The organism is Novosphingobium oxfordense, from assembly GCF_044029435.1.
Classification (GTDB): domain Bacteria; phylum Pseudomonadota; class Alphaproteobacteria; order Sphingomonadales; family Sphingomonadaceae; genus Novosphingobium.
Window position 1 is genome coordinate 1,264,525 of record NZ_CP147008.1, and the last position, 20,246, is coordinate 1,284,770.

16 protein-coding genes are annotated in these 20,246 nt (G+C 62.6%); 7 read left to right on the forward strand and 9 right to left on the reverse strand.

Going from position 1 to position 20,246, the window contains the following annotated elements:
* Positions 1 to 49: 49 nt before the first annotated feature.
* The 7 genes from WBP07_RS28410 to WBP07_RS28440 all read right to left on the reverse strand — a co-directional run bounded on the left by WBP07_RS28410 (position 50) and on the right by WBP07_RS28440 (position 10,586).
* Entirely contained in the window at positions 50 to 1,171 is a 1,122-nt protein-coding gene (locus WBP07_RS28410) for a TonB family protein (protein WP_395396586.1), read from the reverse strand.
* Positions 1,155 to 1,748, reverse strand: a complete 594-nt coding sequence (locus WBP07_RS28415) for a biliverdin-producing heme oxygenase (RefSeq protein ID WP_395396587.1) — start codon at positions 1,746 to 1,748, stop codon at positions 1,155 to 1,157. Before WBP07_RS28415 ends, WBP07_RS28410 begins: the two co-directional genes overlap by 17 nt.
* Positions 1,749 to 1,765: 17 nt before the next feature.
* The gene (locus WBP07_RS28420; protein WP_395396588.1) at positions 1,766 to 5,308 is read right to left on the reverse strand and encodes a TonB-dependent receptor domain-containing protein; all 3,543 of its coding nucleotides are present in this window, start codon (positions 5,306 to 5,308) and stop codon (positions 1,766 to 1,768) included.
* A gap of 113 nt (positions 5,309 to 5,421) precedes the next feature.
* Positions 5,422 to 6,459, reverse strand: coding sequence for a FecR family protein (locus WBP07_RS28425; RefSeq protein WP_395396589.1), 1,038 nt, complete (start codon positions 6,457 to 6,459; stop codon positions 5,422 to 5,424).
* On the reverse strand, positions 6,456 to 7,070 hold the full coding sequence (locus tag WBP07_RS28430; RefSeq protein WP_395396590.1) for an RNA polymerase sigma factor: 615 nt from the start codon (positions 7,068 to 7,070) through the stop codon (positions 6,456 to 6,458). The genes WBP07_RS28425 and WBP07_RS28430 overlap by 4 nt, the downstream gene beginning before the upstream one ends.
* A gap of 170 nt (positions 7,071 to 7,240) precedes the next feature.
* Complete coding sequence (locus tag WBP07_RS28435; protein WP_395396591.1) at positions 7,241 to 7,636, reverse strand: hypothetical protein; 396 nt, start codon at positions 7,634 to 7,636, stop codon at positions 7,241 to 7,243.
* A gap of 130 nt (positions 7,637 to 7,766) precedes the next feature.
* Positions 7,767 to 10,586: a TonB-dependent receptor domain-containing protein gene (locus WBP07_RS28440; protein ID WP_395396592.1), complete on the reverse strand. Its 2,820-nt coding sequence runs from the start codon at positions 10,584 to 10,586 to the stop codon at positions 7,767 to 7,769.
* 212 nt (positions 10,587 to 10,798) lie between these two features.
* On the opposite strand from WBP07_RS28440, the gene WBP07_RS28445 reads away from it, so the two are divergent.
* The 6 genes from WBP07_RS28445 to WBP07_RS28470 all read left to right on the forward strand — a co-directional run bounded on the left by WBP07_RS28445 (position 10,799) and on the right by WBP07_RS28470 (position 17,765).
* Positions 10,799 to 11,740, forward strand: a complete 942-nt coding sequence (locus WBP07_RS28445) for a helix-turn-helix domain-containing protein (protein ID WP_395396593.1) — start codon at positions 10,799 to 10,801, stop codon at positions 11,738 to 11,740.
* Positions 11,741 to 11,875: 135 nt separating this feature from the next.
* On the forward strand, positions 11,876 to 12,301 hold the full coding sequence (locus WBP07_RS28450; RefSeq protein WP_395396594.1) for a hypothetical protein: 426 nt from the start codon (positions 11,876 to 11,878) through the stop codon (positions 12,299 to 12,301).
* 33 nt (positions 12,302 to 12,334) lie between these two features.
* Positions 12,335 to 14,143: an ABC transporter ATP-binding protein gene (locus WBP07_RS28455; RefSeq protein ID WP_395396595.1), complete on the forward strand. Its 1,809-nt coding sequence runs from the start codon at positions 12,335 to 12,337 to the stop codon at positions 14,141 to 14,143.
* Positions 14,140 to 15,939 carry an ABC transporter ATP-binding protein gene (locus tag WBP07_RS28460; protein ID WP_395396596.1) on the forward strand — a complete coding sequence of 600 codons (1,800 nt, stop codon included), beginning with the start codon at positions 14,140 to 14,142 and terminating at the stop codon, positions 15,937 to 15,939. Before WBP07_RS28455 ends, WBP07_RS28460 begins: the two co-directional genes overlap by 4 nt.
* 37 nt (positions 15,940 to 15,976) lie before the next feature.
* Positions 15,977 to 16,837, forward strand: coding sequence for a class I SAM-dependent methyltransferase (locus WBP07_RS28465; protein WP_395396597.1), 861 nt, complete (start codon positions 15,977 to 15,979; stop codon positions 16,835 to 16,837).
* A 73-nt stretch (positions 16,838 to 16,910) separates the two neighbouring features.
* Positions 16,911 to 17,765, forward strand: coding sequence for a siderophore-interacting protein (locus tag WBP07_RS28470; protein WP_395396598.1), 855 nt, complete (start codon positions 16,911 to 16,913; stop codon positions 17,763 to 17,765).
* Positions 17,766 to 17,887: 122 nt separating this feature from the next.
* Here WBP07_RS28470 and WBP07_RS28475 read toward each other — a convergent pair whose 3' ends face one another.
* On the reverse strand, positions 17,888 to 18,355 hold the full coding sequence (locus tag WBP07_RS28475) for a MarR family winged helix-turn-helix transcriptional regulator (RefSeq protein ID WP_395396599.1): 468 nt from the start codon (positions 18,353 to 18,355) through the stop codon (positions 17,888 to 17,890).
* 64 nt (positions 18,356 to 18,419) lie between these two features.
* Between WBP07_RS28475 and WBP07_RS28480 the strand changes: the two genes are divergently transcribed.
* A complete protein-coding gene (locus tag WBP07_RS28480) occupies positions 18,420 to 19,550 on the forward strand; it encodes an FAD-dependent oxidoreductase (protein ID WP_395396600.1) in 1,131 nt (376 codons plus the stop codon).
* A 263-nt stretch (positions 19,551 to 19,813) separates the two neighbouring features.
* Here the strand turns inward: WBP07_RS28480 and WBP07_RS28485 are convergent, their stop codons facing one another.
* Entirely contained in the window at positions 19,814 to 20,236 is a 423-nt protein-coding gene (locus WBP07_RS28485; RefSeq protein WP_395396601.1) for a hypothetical protein, read from the reverse strand.
* Between the last annotated feature and the right edge of the window lie 10 nt (positions 20,237 to 20,246).

A 20,246-nucleotide genomic window follows, 5' to 3' on the forward strand; every position in this document is an offset into this window, starting at 1 on the left:
TTTCCCGTGCTCTTGAAAGGACTGCCCGCAAAGCGGCAGTGGTGTTCCGTCAATTGAGGAAAAAGGCGATCGGAACACTGAGTTCGGTGGGATCGGCCCGCCCCTTGGGAACAGGGGGAAGGGGCTGCGCGCGGCGGATAGTGGCCAGCGCGGCGTTATCCAGCACCGCTGAGCCTGAGGATCGCAAGATGGACATGGACGAAACCAGCCCCTGCCGGTCGACCGAAAACCGGACGTAGACAGTGCCTTCCTCTCGCCGGGAGCGGGCAGTGGGAGGATAGCGGCGATATTTCTCAAGATGGGCCAGGATCAGCGCTTCCCACGTCGCTTCGGCATCGCTCGACAGACGATTTGCAGGCGGCGCTGGAAGCGTTTTGGGAGCGGTGGTCTGTTCGACTGCCTTGGTGGATTGCGTTTGTTCCATCGGTGCTGGCGTCGAAGCGTTCGGTACCGCAATCTCGGGCATTTCCAGCTTTGGGGCCTCATGCTCCCGCGGTTTGCTTTTCGCCGCTTCGACTTTGGCCGGCCCATCCGGCACCTGCCGATCCGGTTCGGGCGGAGCGGCCGAAGGCGCGAACGCGACCAAGGCCGGTGCGGACTGGGCAGTGGCAACAGGGCTGGCGTGCCAGGCGAATGTGGCTAGTGCCAGCCCGGCAACGACAATCGCCGCCGTTCCGCCCAGCCCGAAGGATCGCGTTCGCCAACCGACAGAGGCATCGCTGAACCGCATGGCGGCGTTGTCGGATGGTACGGCTTCCGCGCTGGGGCGGGGGCGACGTGCGATCCACAGACCGCAAACGGCAAGCGTGAAGCCTACTGCGGCAGCCGGCAGCGCGCCGGGGCGGACCAATAGCCAGAACCAGGCATAGCCTAAACTCATGCCCGCGCAGGCAGCGATCTTGGCGTGGCGCGGGATGGCCCGCTCTGCTCGCCAGGCCTGCAGGCTCGGCCCGAAGCGGGGATGGGTGAGCAGCCAGTGTTCCAGACGAGGAGAGGAGCGGGCAAAGCATGCGAGTGCCAAGATCAGGAAATCGGTCGTGGGGAGTAGCGGAACGAATAGCCCCACCATTCCCACGAGAACGAGCGCAACTCCGGTTACCAGCCACGCGGTGCGTCCCAGGCGCGTGCGAGCGCCGGGGAGCACCGTTGCGACATCAGCCGAAGCTGGCATTGGCAAGGGCCTGAACGCGGGCGAAAGCGGTGTTGGCGCCTGCCGCCGTGCGCGCTTCTTCCTCGGGAGAGAGATTGATCGCATCGAGCGCTGCGGTGAAGGTGCGCCAATGTGCCGCAGGGCCTTCATCGGCGGGGGCGAGGTGCCGTGCGCCGCGTTCATCGGAAAGTCCCAGTTTTGCCGCTTCCTTGCGCAGCAGCGCGGCGCCCATGTTGGAACCTTCGGCGACGTAGAGCCAGCCGAGCGCGGTCGGCATGTCGGGTTCGATGTTCGGCGGGAACGCGCGCGAGGCATCCTCGGTGGGCAGGGCGACGCCGAGATCGGCAAGATCCGCCGCGATCAGGCTGAGGCGTCGCCGTTCGGCAAGGCCGGGGAGGAGCGCCTGCAACGCGGGTGCGCCGTAGAGTGCGTCGATATCCTGGTGAAAGCGGTACTGCATGGTCGCGAAGCGTGCATAGCCTTCGAGGTCGGCAAACGATGCGGCCTCCATGATTGAGCGGTCGAGCCGGTCATGGGTTTCGCGGGTTGCCGCCTTGAGCCGCTTGGCGCGCGACGGCTCCTGGGTGTGGGCGTCCATGGGAATGGTCCTTTCGATCAGAAGCGATAGCTGACGCCGAGGCGCAGATTGTGAAGCTCGGCATCGCTGCGAACCTTGCGGCCGGTGATGGTGTTGGAGGTGCCGGGCCCTTCCACGGTCTCGAACCAGACCGACCCGTCATCATTCCAGCCGTAGTCGAAATCGCTGTATGCCAGGCCGACACCTTCGCGCGCCTTGTCGAACTGGAAGGTCTTGCGCTTGAAGCGCGAATATCCGTACTCGGCGCGCAGCGACCAGTGTTCGCCGATGGCACGTTCGATACCACCGCCAAGCGTGACACCGGCGCGGTTCTTGCGATCCTTCTCCTCGAAGAAGTGTGCCAGCGAAGAGCCGATGCCGCGATTGCCGGACTCGGCGGAGCGATACTGATTGCGCGTCTGCGTTTCGCGCAGCCAGGCGGCGCCCGCGGTTCCGAAAACGAGCGTCCGGCCGAGCGAATAGCCAAGCCGACCCCGCAGGGTCATCAGGCGGTCCCAATTGTATCGCGTATCGGATTCGAGCACGTTGTTCGCGCGCAGTCGTTCGGTTTCGGTGCTTTCCTCCGAAACGAGCACGCCCGACCAGCCACCCATGTCGCCGGCGGAAATATCCGCTTCCAGGCCCAGCACGAAATTGTTCGGGAGCTGGTAGTTGTAGCCCGCGTGAAGCCCGCCCAGCACGTTGCGCAGCTTCTGGTGGATACGGCTGTCGTTGTCGATATCGGCGGGATTGCCAGCACTGTCTGTTACCGTGCCCTTGCTGGTTCCGATGCCGTAGCCGAACTGCGCGCCGATATAGGGGCCGGTCCAGTCGATGGCATCGTCATTGCCGTCCCGACCAAACCAGTTCGCCGGCCAAAGGGGCGTCTTCGATCCGATCTTGCCGGTGAGCCCTATGCGCAGCGTGCGGCCCGGAGCGGGGATGTACCCCAGGCTCATCGCTTCGGTGTAATAGCGGTCGGTGACGTTATCGATGCTCCAGTCGATCGAGAGCGCTTCCGTCACCTTGAACTGGCCGGTCAGGTCAAGCAGGACATAGGGATCCCACGGTATGGCGGAGATCAGCGGCATATAGCCGCTCTGCGGTGTCTCTGCGCCGACCGCGCGCTTGCCGGTATAGGTCAATCGTCCGCCCAGGGTGGCGCGTTCGTTCAGGAACTTCTGGCTGACGGAAAGATTGGCCGACCAGCGCGGCGGGATGTAGTTGGTGGCGTAATCCGAGGCGAGCGAGCTGGCGACGCAGTCCGCCCCGCTGCCCCGGCAGAACACGATCTTGTCGTAATAGGTCGCCCCTGCGGAGAGGTTGAAGCCGCCGGTCCGGTAGCTGAGATTGCCTTCGACGCCGCGGAACTGGGCGCGATCGATGTTGAACATCTGCATCGCGAAGACGGAACTGATGTAGCGGCGCGCGATATAGCCATCGATGTCGTTGTCGAACCAGGTGACCTTGGCACCCAGTTCATCGCCACCCGCAATCACGCCGGATCGGCTGAAGTTGACGCCAGCCTCCCAGTCGTGCGCGACCTCCTTGTGAAGATCGGGGTTGGCGATCATGAAGAAGCTGGTGGTCGCTTCCATCAATGAGGGCAGGCGCGCGGCCTGCTTGTAATTGGCGAAGACCTGCACGCCGTCCATAGGCATGACCGTGGCGCCCAGCGAGAAGCTGACGGCATCCTCGCTGCGATCGAGGATGCTGGTGTTGTAGGTTGTGCCGGACTGGCGGTCCTTCAGGTCATAGCGCTGGTAGCGCAGGCCGCCGTCCAACCGTAGCCAGATTGCCGGTTCCAGGCTGGCCTGGCCGAACAGGCTCCATTCGCCGCGCGTTCCCTCGCGGCCCGGCGGGGTCGACCCGTTCATGATCCAGCCGTCCTGCGGACCGGCTTTCTCATGCGTGTAGGATGCGCCGTAGTCTGCCGAAAGCAGGCCCATGGGCGTCAGCAGGCGGGAGCCGTTGGAAAGGTCCACGCCCCATCCATCGGCATAGCGCCGGGTCTGGTCGGTCTGCAGCAGTGAGGTCGCACTTTCTTTCAGCTTGGAGACCCAGCCGTTCAGCTTGACGTCGATGAGGTCGCTCGCCGGGTTCCAGCGATGGCGCGCGGTAAACCGGTCGAGGCTGGTGCGGGATAGCGGATAGCTTTGCATGACCGTACCGGTCTGGCTGATGCCGCCCGGATAGTTTTCGCCGAACGTGCTCCAGTAGCCGCCGTAGCCCAGTTCCAGCACATGGTCTGGCGCAGGGCGGATCGTGGCTTTCAGGAGCACGGATTCCGTGTCTGTGGATGTATTGAGCACTTCCTCGCCGCCGACGAAAGGCGTGCTGCCATGGACGTCGTAGAACTGCACGGCGCGCTGGCACAGGTCCGCCAGGCTCGTGTCGGCCGGTCCGGCGATGCAATCGGGAGACGGCGTGCCGGTGGCCTTGGGCACGTTCTTGCCGCTGGTTCCCGCATGGTAGTTGCCGGTGCGGCGGAACGAATAGCCCGCCACCAGGTCCACCAGATCGCTCTTTCGGGCGAACACCAGGCTGCCGGAACCGGACGTTGGAGAGAGGAAGCCGGGGCGGTTTCGTTCTCGTGTCGCGGCCAGGGTATCGCCATTGTACGACTTGGGCGCCAGTAGCGAGCGTGTCATGCCGGAACCGGGCTCGGTGGTGTTGTTGGAGAGTGAGGCCTTGATTCGCAGTCCGAAGGTCTCGCCCTCGGCAAGTATGTCGTCGGCCGTGATCGTGCTCATGCTGACCGAGCCGCCGATGCCGCCGGCAATGGCATTGCCCATCGACGGACCTTTCTCGATCGCGACATGGCCGATGAAGTCTGGGTCCACGAAACTGCGATTGCTGGTGCCTTGATAGCCGCGATAGACGGTGGTGCCGTTGATCGCGCCATCCACCGTGACGGGGACCCGGCCTTGCCCCTGAAGACCGCGGATGTTCACGTCGAGACCGCCGCTGGTACGTGCCTCGCCGGATATCACGCCGGTCGTGCCGCGCAGCATGTCGGCGGGAGAGGTGCCGGGATAGGCCTCCAGGGTTTCGCGGGTGATGACGCTGACCGAGCCGGGCGTCGAATAGACCGTGCCTGCGGTTCCATCCCAACCGGCGACGCGTCCATTGGCGCCGCTAGACCCGTTTCCCGATCCACCCTGCGCGGCCGTGCCTTCGACGCGGAGCGTATCGAGTTGAACTGCGCCTGCAGCAGCTTGTGGCGCGCGTTCAATGGTATAGGTGTTCGGCTGGGTCTGTCGGGCGGTGAGGCCGGTGCCTGAAAGCAGGTGCATTAACGCTGCGGCGGGGCTGTAGCTGCCTTTAAGCCCATGGCTGGCGCGCCCGGCGACAAGGCCGCTGTCGTAAACGAGTTCGACGCCGCTCTGCTCCGCAAAGTCGTTGAGGGCGTTGGCAAGCGTTCCCGCCGGTACCGCATAAGCGCGGCCCGTCTGCGCCGTTGCTGCGGAGGTGGTACTCGCCATTCCGGCCAGCGAAACCGAGGCGAGCAGGAGCGCCTGCGTCGCAGCACGGAAACGGCGCGCCTGCCTCGGCCACATGCGATGTGAATCGATGGTCATTGATCCCCCTTAGGTTTCATCGATGCGTCAAATGCTATTGCGACGCATATTCAGATGATCAGACGGAGGAGCCGCCGGATGCGAAACCTGGGCGAACGAATTTTTTTATATTTTCAATCGTGAAGCACGATAACCGCGCTGCCAAGGCGGGTAGAATGGACCCCCAGCGTCTTTTCCATGGCGTCGATGGCGTGGACAGGATCGTCGATGCGGAAGACGCCGTTGACCGGGCGTGCTGCAAGGGCCGCGCCCGTCACAGTGATATATCCTGGATGATAACGTCCGATTTCCCGAACGACTTCACCGAGGGGGCGGTTGACGACCCGGATAACCCCGCGCGTCCAGGCGTCGGCCTCGGTGATGCTTACCCGTTCGGGCGCGCCGATACCGTGCGGGCCGAAATCGACCTCCTCGCCTTCCCGGATAAGCCGGTCGCCTACGTTCGGCTGATGGACGCGCACGCTGTGCTCGGTAACGGCAACACTCGTTTCGTCGCTTGCCATGCGGACGACGAAGCGGGTGCCGAGCGCCGTAACCGTACCGTCCCCCACGGCCACGACGAAAGGTTTGCCGGCGGCCGGGGCCACGGTGAAAGCAGCTTCTCCCCGCAGCAGACGGACCTGCCGCCCAGCGTCATAGTCGATGGCGATGGCGCTGTCGGTATTGAGAAATGCTTGGGACCCGTCCGGCAGGGTGACATTGCGCTGCACGCCTACGCCGGTGACGGCATCTGCGCGCAGGCGCGTGAAGATCACGCCGGATTGCGCAAACACGGCGATCAAGAGGCAGGCCGCCAACGCAGTCCGCCCCAGAGACTTTCGCCCCCGCCGATGGTGCGTGGAAGCCGGCTTTTGCTTCACTGCGCGGATGCCGCCTGTTGTACTCGGGCGTATCTTCGGCAGCGACGCCGGATCATTCGCCGCAGGCGCCGGCGGCATGGTCGAGCCATCGATCGCCATCCAGATGCGTTCCATCTCGGCGTAGGCCTGCGCGTGCCGGGAATCCTGGTTCAGCCAGACGGAAAGGTCCCCCTCATCCTTCCCAGTCATCGCGCCGGCCGCACGCTCTCCAAACAAGCGTGCGGCTTCTGCCCGGATGGTGGGGGTGATGATCGATTCAGCCGGAGGCGTGGGATCCATCGGCGATGTCACTTTTCTGTCCCTTGGTCTGCATTGTGCCCATTGTCTGACGGATTGTCGTTGCGATCCGAAACCGGGGGTATCCAGTTTTCGTCTTCCATCCGCGCATGGCAATGCGTCATCGCCTGCGCGACGTAACGCCCTACCATCTGCCGGCTGATGCCCAGTTTTTCAGCCACTTCTCCCATCGGGATACCTTCGACCCTGTGCATCCGAACGATCTCCTGGCAGCGAGGCGACAGCTCGGACAAGGCGGCGGTAAGGCGGGCGAGGGCTTCTCGATCCAGAAGCACGGTCTCGGCCGAAGGCGCAGGGAAAGGCGCTTGCGCCAGAATGTCTTCTTCCGAGGAAAAGCGGCTCGCCCGGCTTTTGGCCGACCGGAATGCGTCTACCGCTACATTGTGCGCCATGCGGTAGAGAAATGCGCGCTTGTTGGCGATCGGGCGGTGATCGTCGATCGCCCGGATCTTCAGATAAAGCGCTTGGGCAACATCTTCCGCCTCGTCGCTGCCGACCAGGGATCGCAGATATCTCAGCAGCGCCGAGCGCTCCGCGACCAGGAGGCGAAACAGGGAAATGGAATTGGACCGCACACGAATGCCGTTAATGATAATGACAATCAAACGCAAATGCGTTGTTCGTTGGGCCGGCGCATTGCAATTCTCGGAACAGCATATCGCGCAAGGTCATCGGCTTTCCAATTTCATTGATCGTCGTGGACGGCGCGTTGCTGGATAATTCGCGGTTCATCGCTGCTTACTGGCCGTTCGATCGGTGCAGTGCCGGTGATCGCCTACGAGGCTGTGCCGAACGCCGGGGAATGCATCTTGAGCCAACCGGAATAGAGCGAGAAAGGCTGGAGCAAGAGGCCGTCCTTGCATAGCCGGAGAGCGCATCTTTCGACGAGGGAAGCGATGATCGGGTCGGGCGGGAAAAGCGCACGATAGGCAGTGCGTTGGGCCGCCGCAATCCAGGCCAGAAGCGTCAGTTCGCTATTGCTCAGGTAATTCGCGCCAGGAGGAAGTACGGTGATCCCCCGACTGTCTGCCAGGTGTCTTAGCTGCACCAGGCAGCGGGGTTTGATGAGTGTGGTGTCCTCACCGCGTAGCAGGGCGATAACCTGGCGTTCGACACGAGGACGCCGGGAGATCGGCCGGGTATTGCGCAGCGCTCGGGCGGGAAAGGTCATGAGGGAATCCCTCGGGCATCGTGAGTATGCAGGGGTGGCGGTACGCAGTCGTTTGCCGAGCCTCGGAAAGGCTCGGCAAACGAGGTTCTGGATGGCGGGCCTTAGAGAGAGCCAGCGTCCATCAGATCAATCAGAAGCGCGCTTCCAGGTTCGCTTTGAGCATGCGGCCCGGGTAGAAGTTGTAGCCGAAGGTGGTCGGCTGTGCGTCCATGCGGTTGGTGATGTTGGACGCGTAAACGCCCAGCTTGAGGTTGTCGTTGACCTTGTAACTGGCGAAAAGGTCGAACTTCATCACCGAGGGGAACAGGTTGGCCACCAGCCAGCCGTCGCCGTCCGGGATCGGCTGGGTGGACAGATAGCGGTTCACGTCCGTCTGCATGGCCGAGTTGTACCAGTAGGCCGCGCGCTGCCGCCCGCGATAATGCGCGGTGCCGCCCAATTCCAGCTTGTCGCCCATCGGCGTCAGCGTGGCGGTGAACGTGCTGGTGATCGGCTGGATCAAGCTGGTCTGCATCCAGTTCCAGCCCGAATAGCAAACCTCTCCGGCATGACCGAGGTTGGTGTAGATCGTATCGAGTCCGGTTGCGTCGCTACTCGTCCCATAAGCTCTGCCGCTGGGCGAGTACCAGGAGCAAATCTTGTTATCGTGGCGCAGCGGCACGGTCAGGTTGCCGCGCAGGTTGAACAGCGGCTGATGGTAATCGAGGTTGAACTCGAACCCTTGCCGGATGAACGGAAGGCGGTCGTTGACGGCGGCCATGCCGCCAGCCGCTGGCTGGAGCAAGTGCGCGCCGGTTTCGGCATCTCCATAGGGATCGGAAACGGTAGAATCCGGCGCAATGATCGGGCCATAGTCAATATAGTCGGTGATGCGATTGCGGTAAAACAGCACGCTCGCCTTCAGCCGGTCCGAGCTGGTGAACAGGCCGGACCGCGCATAATCGACGCCCAGTTGCAGCGACAGGTTCTTCTCCGGCTTCAGGTCCGGATTGGCGGTGAAGATCAGGAAGTTGTAGACGCCGGCCATGTACATTTCATTGCTGGTCGGCGCGCGTTCGCTGTAGTTGACCTGCGCGTGCGCTGACAGCCCACTGCCTTCCAGTGTGTACTGAACCGACAGGTGGGCGGATTTCAGATTGAAGTCATGGTGCTCATCTTCGGACGTATAGCGGTAGCTACCCGCGCCAGGGACGATACTGAACTGATCGGAATAGCCATCCAGATCCGCCAGTGCCGAAGTGGTGGCGTCGGAGTAAGATTGGCCGAGATCCTGGTAGCTTTGAAGAAGCGAGAGATATTTCGTCAGGAAGTCGTCCGTACCAGCCTTGGCCTGATTGCCGGTCATGTAGCGCGGATCATAGACGCTCATCCTAATGTGCTGCCAGCCTGCGCCCGCCGTGACCTGAAGAGGCCCGTCCCCTTCGGTGCTGAGCGAGAATGCAGCGCTGACGCTGTCGTTGCGTGAGTCAGGGTCCCACTTGGGTACCGGATAGTCGATCCCGAAGCTGGTCTTTAGATAGTTGGCATAATATTCCTGTTCGGACAGGCTATCGACGGTCTTGTTCATGCGGCGCAGATCGACGCCGATGTCGAAGCGCATCGGTCCGGTGAACGCGGTCGAGAAGTGGGTGGTGTTGTCCAGCTTGATGCCGAAGGATTCGTTCTTCACGTCATAGTGAAGCGGCTGGTTCATGGCCATCGAGCCCATCGTGCCCAGCCAGTTCTGTTTGCGACGCTGGTTCTCGTAATAGCCCTGTACCGTGGGATTGAATATCTGCGAGAATTCCCCGCTGTACTTCAGGCTTGCCACTGTATTGCTCATGCGCGTGCGCACGGTCCATGGATCGTCGCCCCAATAGGCGGTGCCGTTGCTGCCATCGTCATTCGTCGGCACCATGATCCGCGGCGCCTGCTCGGTGAAATAGCGCGCACCGCTGGTGACGGCGAACAGGTCCAGCTTCTGGTTGTGATCGTCACCGAAATCGTAGCGCAGACGCAGGATGCCCGAATAGGTGCGCTTCTTCGTGCCTTCCAGCGCACTCGATTTCGCGGCCTGCTTCAGTTCTTTCAGGTTCTGGGCGGTAAGCTGGCAATTCTCGAAGCCCGAGTATGCCCCGCCATAGATGCCGATGATCTTCTGATAACGGCAATCGCCTTCGGGGAGCCCGGTGCTGCCCCCGTCCCTGAAGAACGTCATGTTGTTGGCGTGGAAGTTGTTCTGCATCGCGTCGGTGTCGAAGCCGCTGCCGACGCGGTAATCGTCGTTGTCGGAATAGGCGCCGCCCGCCAGCCACTCGAAGCCGCCGGTGCGCCCTGCGAGGAACGCCGAGCCCGCCGGACGCTGGCCATTGCCGAGGCGGCCGCCGACGCCGGTGGACAGACGCGCCACGCCGCCGATGCTGCGCCCCGGCTTCACCACGTCGTCCACGTCCATGTAGCGGAAGTTGACCGAGGCGCCGAGGCCGCCGAGCGTGCCGGTGCCCACAGAGCCGCCGCGCGTCACGTCGATGCCCGCCAGCAGCATCGGGTCGATGAAGATCGATCCGGTCTGCGCCACGTTCGCGGAAAAGGCGCTGAAGCTCTGGCTGATGCCCTCGATCTGCTGGGTGATGCGGTTCTGCCCGGCAATACCTTGGATGCCTACTGCCACATCGGGCCGCGAATAGAGGCTGTTGAGGTAAAGGCCCGAGATGCTCTCCACCAGATCGCCCATGTTGCTGGTGTCGCGGCGCTGAATCTCCTTGGCGCCAAGGTCGATCGCCTCGTCCTTGTCGCGCAGACCGGTCACGGTGATCGCACTGCGATCATGGTTGCTTTCGGCAGCCTGTTCCTGCGCAAAAGCGGTGACGGGGACCAAGGCGGTCGTGGCGAGCAGCATCACGGCGGCCGAGCCGGACTGCGTGGCGGCCAATAGCGAAGACCGGCTTCCCCGGATACGCGGGCGGCACATTCTCAACATCTCCTTGTAAATCGTTTGCCCCCAAGGCGCCTTGCCCGCGCGGCAAAAACCTCATGGGAAGAGGTGTTTGCGTCTGCCGGAAGCGCCGAGATTGACTCGACAAGCACTGTCGAGGCGGTTAACTAATAATGATTATCAATTGCAAATCTGCCCGGAGCGGATTTGTTTATACCCGCATCGGATCCGCAAGGAGCACCAGACCCATGTTCACCACCCCGGCTTCGCGCATCGTGCAAACCCCGATCTCGTCCCTGATCGGGGAAGACAGGATGGATGGCGCGGGCACGTTTTCCCGGGTGGAACTGCAGCAGGGCATCGACCTGATGGTGTGGGAAGGCGATCTGGCCAGCCCGATCACGTTCGATGTCCACGACGACTGGCACCGCATCAATTTCTCGTGTGCGCTGGCGGGCAAGTCGCAATTCTCTACGCTCGATCAGCGACAGAACCGGACCTACCAACTCGACGGCGGCATGAGTTGCATCAGCCATACGCCCGATTGTCGGGGGCAGACGAGCTATGCCGGGCGATTGGAAAGCCTGTTCGTTTCGATCGATCCCGGGCTTCTGGCAAACCTCGCGCCCGACATGCCGGACGCTTTACGCAAGGAGTTGGAATCGGGGCGGTGTTACCTCCAGGGGCAGGCGGCGGCGGAATTGAGCGCCACGGCCCAGGCCATGGTCCGGGCGCTTCAGAAAGCGCGCATGCGCGGGGACGACTTGCTGGCCGGCCATTCGCGGCTCTGGATGCAGGGGCAGGCTCTGGTGCTTGCCAGCCTGGCGATGGAAGCGTTCGGCGAGGAGCGCGTTGCCGAGGATTTCAGCCTGGACGAGATGCGCAAGCTGCGCCGGGCGCGTGACATGCTTTTGGCCGATCTTACCCAAGCCCCGACCATCGCCATGCTCGCTGCGGAAACCGGCCTTCCGATCATGAAGGTCAAGCGGGGTTTCCGGCGAATGTTCGATGAAAGCGTCTATGGCCTGTTCCAGCGCGAACGCATGGGGGAGGCGCGCCGCCGGTTGGAGGCGGACACGCCGGTGATGCTCGTGGCCAGCGATTTGGGCTACACGAACGCCAGCCACTTCGCGGCGGCCTTCCGCAAGCAGTTCGGGATCGCCCCATCCGCGCTGAAGCGGCGCAAGTGAGAGCGCCTGTGGCTTTGCCTGTGCGCTTCAGCCGTACGAACCGATCCGGCCATCATCCAATCCGCGTCGGGTAGAGGCGGCTTATTGAGAACGGTTATCACCTGCAAGAACCCACCATACTTGCGGAGACACGCCATGAATTCCTTTATCAATACTCGCGAATGGCCGATCGCACGGCTGGTGATGCCGGATGAAGTCGCCGATCACGAGGCGCAGGGCCATATCGCCTGCCTTGCCGCGCTTTACGAACCACGCGAGCCGTTCGTGCTGTTGATGGCCGGCGCGGAACTGCCGCGTCACTCGCCGGCGTTCATGAAGGCCTATGTCGAATGGAGCATGGGCACGCTCGATCTGGCGCGTGAATATTGCCTTGGCGCGATCCGGGTCGAGCCGGATTCCCACTTGCGGCAAGGCTATCAGGAGCGTGCGGCGAAGGCGCTGGAAGCCGGAACGCAACCCTATCCTTACGAAATCGTCGCCGACGAAGACGCCGCCTCCGAATTGGCGCGCCACTGGCTGGCTGTCACCGCGACGGCGCCATCGGACAGCGCCGCGAGCTGAGCCGCCTTTCTTTCCTCCATAGCGGAGACTGCCATGTCCGTCACGGATGCCGACGCCCCCCAGGGGCCTGACTATCTCGCTCCCTTGCGCCTGATAAGGGGCCAGTTGCATCAATCATCCGGACGCATGGTGCTGGCGATTGCTTTGGCGACGTTGGGTGTTTGCGCCGAGCTTGTGCCGATCTGGGTTGTATACCGCCTTGTCGTTGCCGCAGCGGATGGCGCGCTGAACTGGCCAATGGTGGTATCGCATGCAGCGCTGGCGGCGGCGGCGATCGTCGTGGGCTTCGCATCGATGGGACTGGCGCTGGCGCAGTCCCACATCGTCGCGTTCGATGTGATCCACCGTCTTCGCCTGACCATCGCCCGTCACATGGCCCGTCTGCCGCTGGGCTACTTCGCAAGTCGCGCCAGCGGCGATGCCAAGAAGCTTGTGGTGGATGAGCCTGAGAAGCTGGAAGCGATCATCGCTCACGGGCTACCCGAAGGCGTCAGCGCCGTCGCCACCTGGCTGGCTGTATCGGTTTGGCTGTTCGTGGTCGACTGGCGCATGGCGCTGGCGGCCATTGTGCTGACGCCCATATCGTTCGTGCTGCTGTCCATCGGCATGTCGCGCGGGGGCAAGCATGCGAAGGCTTATCAGGCGGCAGGCGCCCGCATGAACGGTGCGATCGTCGAGTATCTTGCCGGCATGGCGGTAGTGAAAGTCTTCAACCGCACTGGTGAGAGCTTTGCCGAGACGAGCGATGCGGTGCGTGACTACGCGGCCATCGAAACGCGATGGTCGCAGGAATACCTGCCGCTGGGCGGCGCGTTCTACATGCTGGTGTTGGCCAACATCGTGGTGATCCTGCCAGTGGGGCTGATATTGATGCGGCAGGGCACGCTCGATCTGCCGACACTTCTGCTGTTCGTGGTGCTGGGGGCCAATTACAGCCAGCCGCTGCTCAAGCTGTTCAACCAGTTCCACGGCCTAGCCCATATTGCGATGGGATCGACCGCCATTGCCGACCTGCTGAACGAGGCACCGCAGGCGGATTCTCGCGAGCGGATCGTGCTGCCGCATCATGACGTTGCGTTCGAAGGCGTCCGCTTCGGTTATGGCGATGCCGACGTGTTGCACGGGGTCGATTTCATCGCGCGCACCGGCGAAGTGACCGCGCTGGTCGGCCCATCCGGATCGGGCAAAAGCACCATCGCCGCCCTGGTTGCCCGCTTCCGCGACGTTCGCGGCGGCAAGGTGACCATCGGCGGGGTGAACGTGCGCGAGCTGAGCCTGGACCAGCTTATGGAAACGGTGGCCTTCGTATTTCAGGACACGTTCCTGTTCTCCGACACGATCGCGGCCAATATCCGCTTCGGCAAGCCCGATGCCAGCGACGCGGAAGTACGCGCCGCGGCCGAAGCGGCACGTGCGCATGACTTCATTCAGGCACTACCGCTTGGCTACGATACGCCTCTGGGTGAGCAGGGCCGCACCCTGTCCGGTGGCGAGCGCCAGCGCATCGCGATTGCCCGGGCAATCCTCAAAGACGCACCGGTGATCGTGCTCGACGAAGCCACCGCATTCGCCGATCCCGATAACGAGGCGGCGATCCAGGACGCCATCGGCGCGCTCACCCAAGGGCGCACGCTGATCATGGTTGCGCACCGCCTGCACACGATCATGGCCGCTGACCAGATCCTGGCCATCGCGGATGGACGTGTCGCCGAGCGGGGCACGCATGGCGACCTGGTTTCCGAGGGACGTCTCTATGCCCGGCTATGGGAGGATTACGTTTTCGCCCAGAGCACGCAGCTTCGGCCGGCCGGATCGAACAGCGAGATGGAGACCGTGGCATGAGTGCGAAAGCGATATCCATGCACGTGGATGAGATCGCCGCCGTCCGTTCCGACTTCGCGAGCCTGCACCGGGTGTGGACGCTGGCGGGCCCGATGCGGGGCAAAGTGATGCGCGGCATCCTCTATCGTTTTGCTCAATCGCTTTCGCTGGGATTGTCGTTCGGCGCGATGATCTGGATCGTAACGGCGCTGGCAGGCGGAGAGCCACTGAGCGGGGCTCGCATCGGGCAAGTCACTGCGCTGGTCGTACTGTCGTTGCTGGGACAGACGCTGTTCAGCTATCTTTCGGCGCAGAGCAGCTGGCTCTCCAGCTTCGAGCTGGCGCGCGATCTGCGTCTGGCGATCCTCGACCGTCTACGGCGGCTACCGATGGCCTTCCATCTCTCGCGGCACAAGGGCGACACCGTCACCGTGCTGACCTCCGACATGCAGATGCTGGAGAGTTTCCTCTCGGACGCGCTGCCGCGGATTGCACAGGGGTTCGGGTTGCCGGTGATCGTGCTGGGGTATCTTGCCTGGAAGGACTGGGCGGTGGCGCTGGCGGCGCTCGTCTCGATCGCGGTAGCATTGCCGCTGTTCGCCTGGACCAGCCGCCGGCTCGCGGTGCTTGGCATCCGCCGACAGGACATGCAGGCCGCAGCCGGCGCACGCATGATCGAATACGTGCAGGGCATGGCCGTCATCCGGGCCTTCAACCGGCTGGCAAAGGGTGAGGAGAGCTTCCGCGCCACGCTCCGCGATTTTCGCGACATTTCCGTGCGCATGGTGATGCAGTTGACTTTGCCATTGGTGCTGTTCGGTGCCGTGCTCATGCTCGGCGCTCCGCTGATGATCCTGGCGGGTGGGGCGCGGCACCTTGACGGGCACATCGACGCGGGCGCGCTGATTGCCGTTCTTGTCCTGATCTTCTCGCTCTATTCGCCCTTGCTGGCGCTGATCTCGGTCATGGAACTGACGCGCATGGCCGATGCTTCGCTAACCCGTATCGATCGCATCATGACGGCCGAGATGCCGGCCAGTCCCAAAACCTCTCGTGAGCCCGATGGATTTGGCATTCGGTTCGAGGATGCCGGGTTTTCCTATGTCGCGGGCAAGCCGGTGCTCGACGGTGTCGATTTCGAAGTGCCGGAGCGAACGATGACAGCCATTGTCGGTCCATCAGGCGCGGGCAAGAGCACGATCCTCAACCTGCTTGCGCGTTTCTGGGATCTCGACAGCGGACGCATCGTCATCGGCGGCGTGGATATTCGCGAGATCGATGAGGAGCGGCTCAACAGCCTCGTCACCGTGGTGTTCCAGGACGTGTTCCTGTTCAGCGGAACGCTCTACGACAACATCGCTTTCGGTCGCGACGGAGCGTCGCGCGCCGAAGTCGAAGCGGCCGCGCGAGCAGCCTGCGCGCATGATTTCATCATGGCTTTGCCGGACGGGTACGCGACGCGGGTGGAGGAGGGCGGTGCCAGCCTTTCGGGCGGGGAGCGCCAGCGCATCTCGATTGCGCGGGCCATCCTGAAGGACGCGCCGATCGTGCTGCTGGATGAGGCAACCGCGGCGATCGACCCTACCAACGAACGCGCCGTGCAGCAGGCCATGGCCCGGCTGGTAGCGGACAAGACGCTGATCGTCGTGGCGCACAAGCTGGGCACGATCCAGGCGGCGGACCAGATCCTGGTTCTTGAAGGCGGAGCCATCGCCGAACGCGGTACGCACGAGACACTCATGGCTGAGGATGGCCGATACCGTCGGCTCTGGAGCCATCGGGCCCGCTCGGCGGCATGGCGGATCGGCGCGCAATGACACGGTGCACATCCGGGCGCAAAAGGATGAAAACGCAATGACGACGCAATTGGGTACTTCGAACCTGGCCGGCGTGCCGGAGACTTTGCTGATCCCGCTGGCCGCGCGGCTGATCGCGCATCGCCGCAATCCGGATTTGCACTTCGCCGATCCCGCGGCCGAAGCGGTGGGCAAGGCGATCGGCTTCGACCCGGATCGCTTCTCGCACGACAAGGCGAGCATGCGCGGGTGCGTGGCAAGGGGGCAATGGTTCGACCGGATCGTCAATGACTGGCTGAATGACAATCCGCATGGGCTGGTGATCTCGATCGGGTCCGGCCTCGACACGCGCGCCAATCGGTTGTTGCCGCCGCCGGGCGTTGACTGGGTGGATATCGACTTTCCAGAGGTCGTGTCCCTGCGCGAAGCTTATGTTCCCACTCTGGCCAACGTCACGTCGCTTGCGGCGGACGGTACCGATGTCCCGGGGTGGGGCAACAGCATTCCCTGGCATCATGGACGGCCGGTGATGATGATCGCCGAGGGTGTTTCCATGTATCTCCAACCGCAGCAGGCGCTGTCCTGGCTTCGGGAGTTGTCCGCGCGGGCGGAGGAGCGTGGCTCCGGCTTGACCGTTGCGCTCGATCTCGCCTCGCCGCTGATGGTGAGCCAGTCCCATCGCCATCCCAGCGTCTCGAAGACCGGCGCGGTGTTCTCATGGGGCGTGAAACGACCTGTCGACCTGACGACGGCGGTCCCGGGGCTACGTTTGATCGAAACTTACGATATCGCCCGCCAATGCGGGCTGCCTTCGTTGCTGGTCGCGTCGGCCTATCGGTTACTTACTCTCGGCAGGCCAATCTACAGTTGCGCGAAGTTCGGTAACGCCAAGGCGCACGGATCAATCCGCCAGCGATGACCGATAGTCGTCGTTTCCGTCGATGAGCGCCGGGCGATGCAACGCATGAATCAATTGAATCAGGAGGCATGACATGGCCGACGGAAACCAGAATACGCAGATGGCATCGCAGGCGGGCACCAGATTGCGAGAGGAAGAGCACGACAGGGAGCTGCATGAAGTTCGGGCCATCGTCGAAGCGATTACGCGGCCGAGCCGCTCTATCCTGCGCGTCAGCGCCCGGCTCGTTTCTTCGACCGACGACCCGAACTGGTCGCAACCCAATGTGGCTTTCCGCATCCATCTGGGGGCCGACTATGGTGGCATTTCGCGGATCTACACCGTGCGCGACTATGACGGTTCGGGCTGCTTCACCTTTGACGTCGTTCTCCATGAAGGAGAAAGTCCGATGATGCGCTGGACCTCCGCTCTCGCCATCGGGGATTCCTTTGAGTTGACCGGGCCCAGGCCCCATCTCGGGATACCGGAAGCGATGGGGCGCAAGGTGGCCCTGTTTCTCGACGAAACGGGAATACCCGCGCTCCATTCGCTGCTTCGGCAATGGCCGGCTGGGATCACCGGGAAAGGATGGGTCGCCACGAAGGACGCCGAGGCCTTCGCTGAACTGCCGCAGATCGAGGGGCTGGCACTGATGAGGATCGACGTGCAAGACGATGCCGAGGCAGACGTTCTCCTGTCTCAGGCCAAACGAATGGCCGACGCAGCCGGCTGGGCCGTGTGGGGCGCTGGCGAGCGGCGTGAGATGCGGTCGATCCGGCAGCACTTCGTTGGGCTGGGTCTGAACAAACAGGACCTCGCCATTGCCGGCTATTGGCGGCGTGGAGTCAGCAACACCGAAATCGATGAGCGTCGCAAACAGGACTACCAGCGCGTGCTGGCACGCGGCGGCACACTTGCAGACTACGATGACCTTGCCGTCGAAGTATGAGCTTTCGGCCCTCGTTCCCTACCGGAGAAGGGGCAATGGCTCACCTGGTTTGCTTGCCTCTACCGAAGAGTTGAAGCTGTTGGAGGAAGCAGGTGAGTATCCGGTCTCACCTTCGGGTGAGTCTACTTGCGCGAGACCACAGTCTTCTTCTCCATCTCCTCGACGTTCTCAAGAAGGCGGCCAAGCAAGGAGACCAATAGCGCGACCTCCTCCGACGACATTCCTTGCGTCATCTCGTCATTGCCCTGACGCAAGACCGCCTGTCCTGCCGGCAGCCGCTGCTGCGCCTTGTCTGTGAGATGCACGAGGCTAGAGCGTCGATCCGCAGGATCCGGCTCCCGGCCTATCAGTCCATCTCGTTCCATCCGGTTCAGCAATTGCGCCATGCTCGGCTGTTCTACCTTGGCCCAACGAGCCAGTTCGGCTTGCGACATGCGTCTACCGTCTTTCAGCGCAGCAAGCACCGGCAACTGGCCCGTTGCAAAACCCAGGTCGCGAAGTCTCACATCGCCGATCCGCGTGAGTGAGCGTGAGATACGGCTGATGTAATGGCCCGGCTTACTGAGCGGATCCCACTCTTCGATCGCCATTGCATAGGCTCCTATGGTTCTGTATATAGGTGCCTATGGATAACGGGAAGTGGCTGGTATGACAATGAAGCGGATCGCTATCGTCGGCGGCGGGCCAGGCGGCTTGATGTTGGCCAGAATGCTTGAACTGCATGGCATGGCCCCGATCGTCTTCGAGCGTGACGTTCACGCCGACGATCGTCCGCAGGGCGGATCGCTGGATTTACACGATGACACCGGACAGCATGCGATTCGACGCGCCCGGCTGGAGCACGAATTTGCATTGGCCGCGCGCCCGGAGGATCAAGGCGATCGGCTCTACGACGCGAACGGGCAACTCCTGTTCGAAAGCGACGGCATTGGTCACAACCGGCCCGAGATAGATCGCACCGAACTGCGCAGGATTCTGATCGGCTCGCTCACTCCCGGTACGATCCGTTGGAACAGTCGCATTGTGAAGGTCGTGCCTGCTGGGAACGGATACGCGATTGTGGGAGACGATTGGCAGGAGGACTTCGATATAGTCATCGGCGCCGATGGTGCCTGGTCACGCGTACGCTCGCTTCTCAGTGACGCGGAGCCAATCTACGAAGGAGTAGCCTTTGCGGAGCTAGGCTTTGACTCGCGACGCCATCCTGCGATCGACGCGCTGACGGGAGCAGGCAAGATGTTCGCGGTTGGCAAGGATTCAGCCCTGATCACGCAGCGCAACGGATTTGGACACATTCGCGGCTATGCCGGCATCCGTGCACCCGAAGAGATCGCAGCGAAATGGAGGCATATGTCAGAAGTTGAGCTAAGGGCCGAATTGCAGCGGTCGTTTGCCGATTGGGCCCCCACGCTGCGAAAGATCGTGGAGACCGGGGACATCATCGGTGCTCGCCCGCTCTATGCCCTGCCGATTGGCCATCGCTGGAATAGCCAGCGAGGCCTGACTTTGCTTGGAGATGCGGCACATGTGATGTCGCCATTTGCCGGACAGGGGGTGAACTTGGCCTTGGCGGATGCCGTCGATTTGGCGGATGCGATTGCGAATGATGAAGATTGGTCGGCAATTACAGCCTTCGAGGAAACGATGGTTAAGCGCGCCGCGGTGGCGGCCGCCGCTTCCGCAGACGGCTTGAGGTCGGTTTTCAGCCGGAATGGCGCGCAACCGGTGCTGGATCATTACCGCGAGCGGGCGGCGCCTCAAAGTGATTTACTTCAATGTCCATGAGGCAGAAGGTAGTAATGCCGTCTCCGAATTGTCGTTTATCACCTGTAACTTATACCGTTCAAGGCAGGCGAGCGATGACGGCTGTCGCCCCACGCGCGATCGTTCGGCTTTATCCATATCTTGCTTAACCGAGGGCCGCTTTCAGGGAGCTGAAATAAGGTGCTCAACGTCGACTCTGTCGCCGAAGCCCGAGCCGGGGCAGGGTGTTACGGGCAAGTCGCGACATTTCTGGACGATCAATCGCAAATCCAAGAGCGACAACTCTAAGGAGTTCGGGACGTTGGCAAAGCTGACACCTCATGTGCGAGCTTCGCTTGCACAAATCCTGTGTGCTCAAGCATCCGGCTGTAGAGCGTAAGCGGATAAAGGCGCAGTCCCGCATTTTCCAACAGCATGGCGCACCGGCGTATATTCGCGGCCAACATGCGATCCTTTGGCCTCAGGTGGGATGCCGAAATCCTTTGCGCAGCGGCGAGCCAGGACAGCAGGGCGAGTTCGTGATCGCCGACGTAGATCGTCTTTGGTTCGTGGATCACAAACCCATTGCTTCTGGCCAATTGGCGCAGCGCCGCGAAGGCTTGCGCATCGCTGCCGGTGAGCAGAAGATCGTCTTCGCCGCGCAAGATCGCCAGCACCTGGCGCTCGATGCGTGGGCGGCGGCGCAAAAATCGGCTGCTGTAACTCATGTGAATTCCC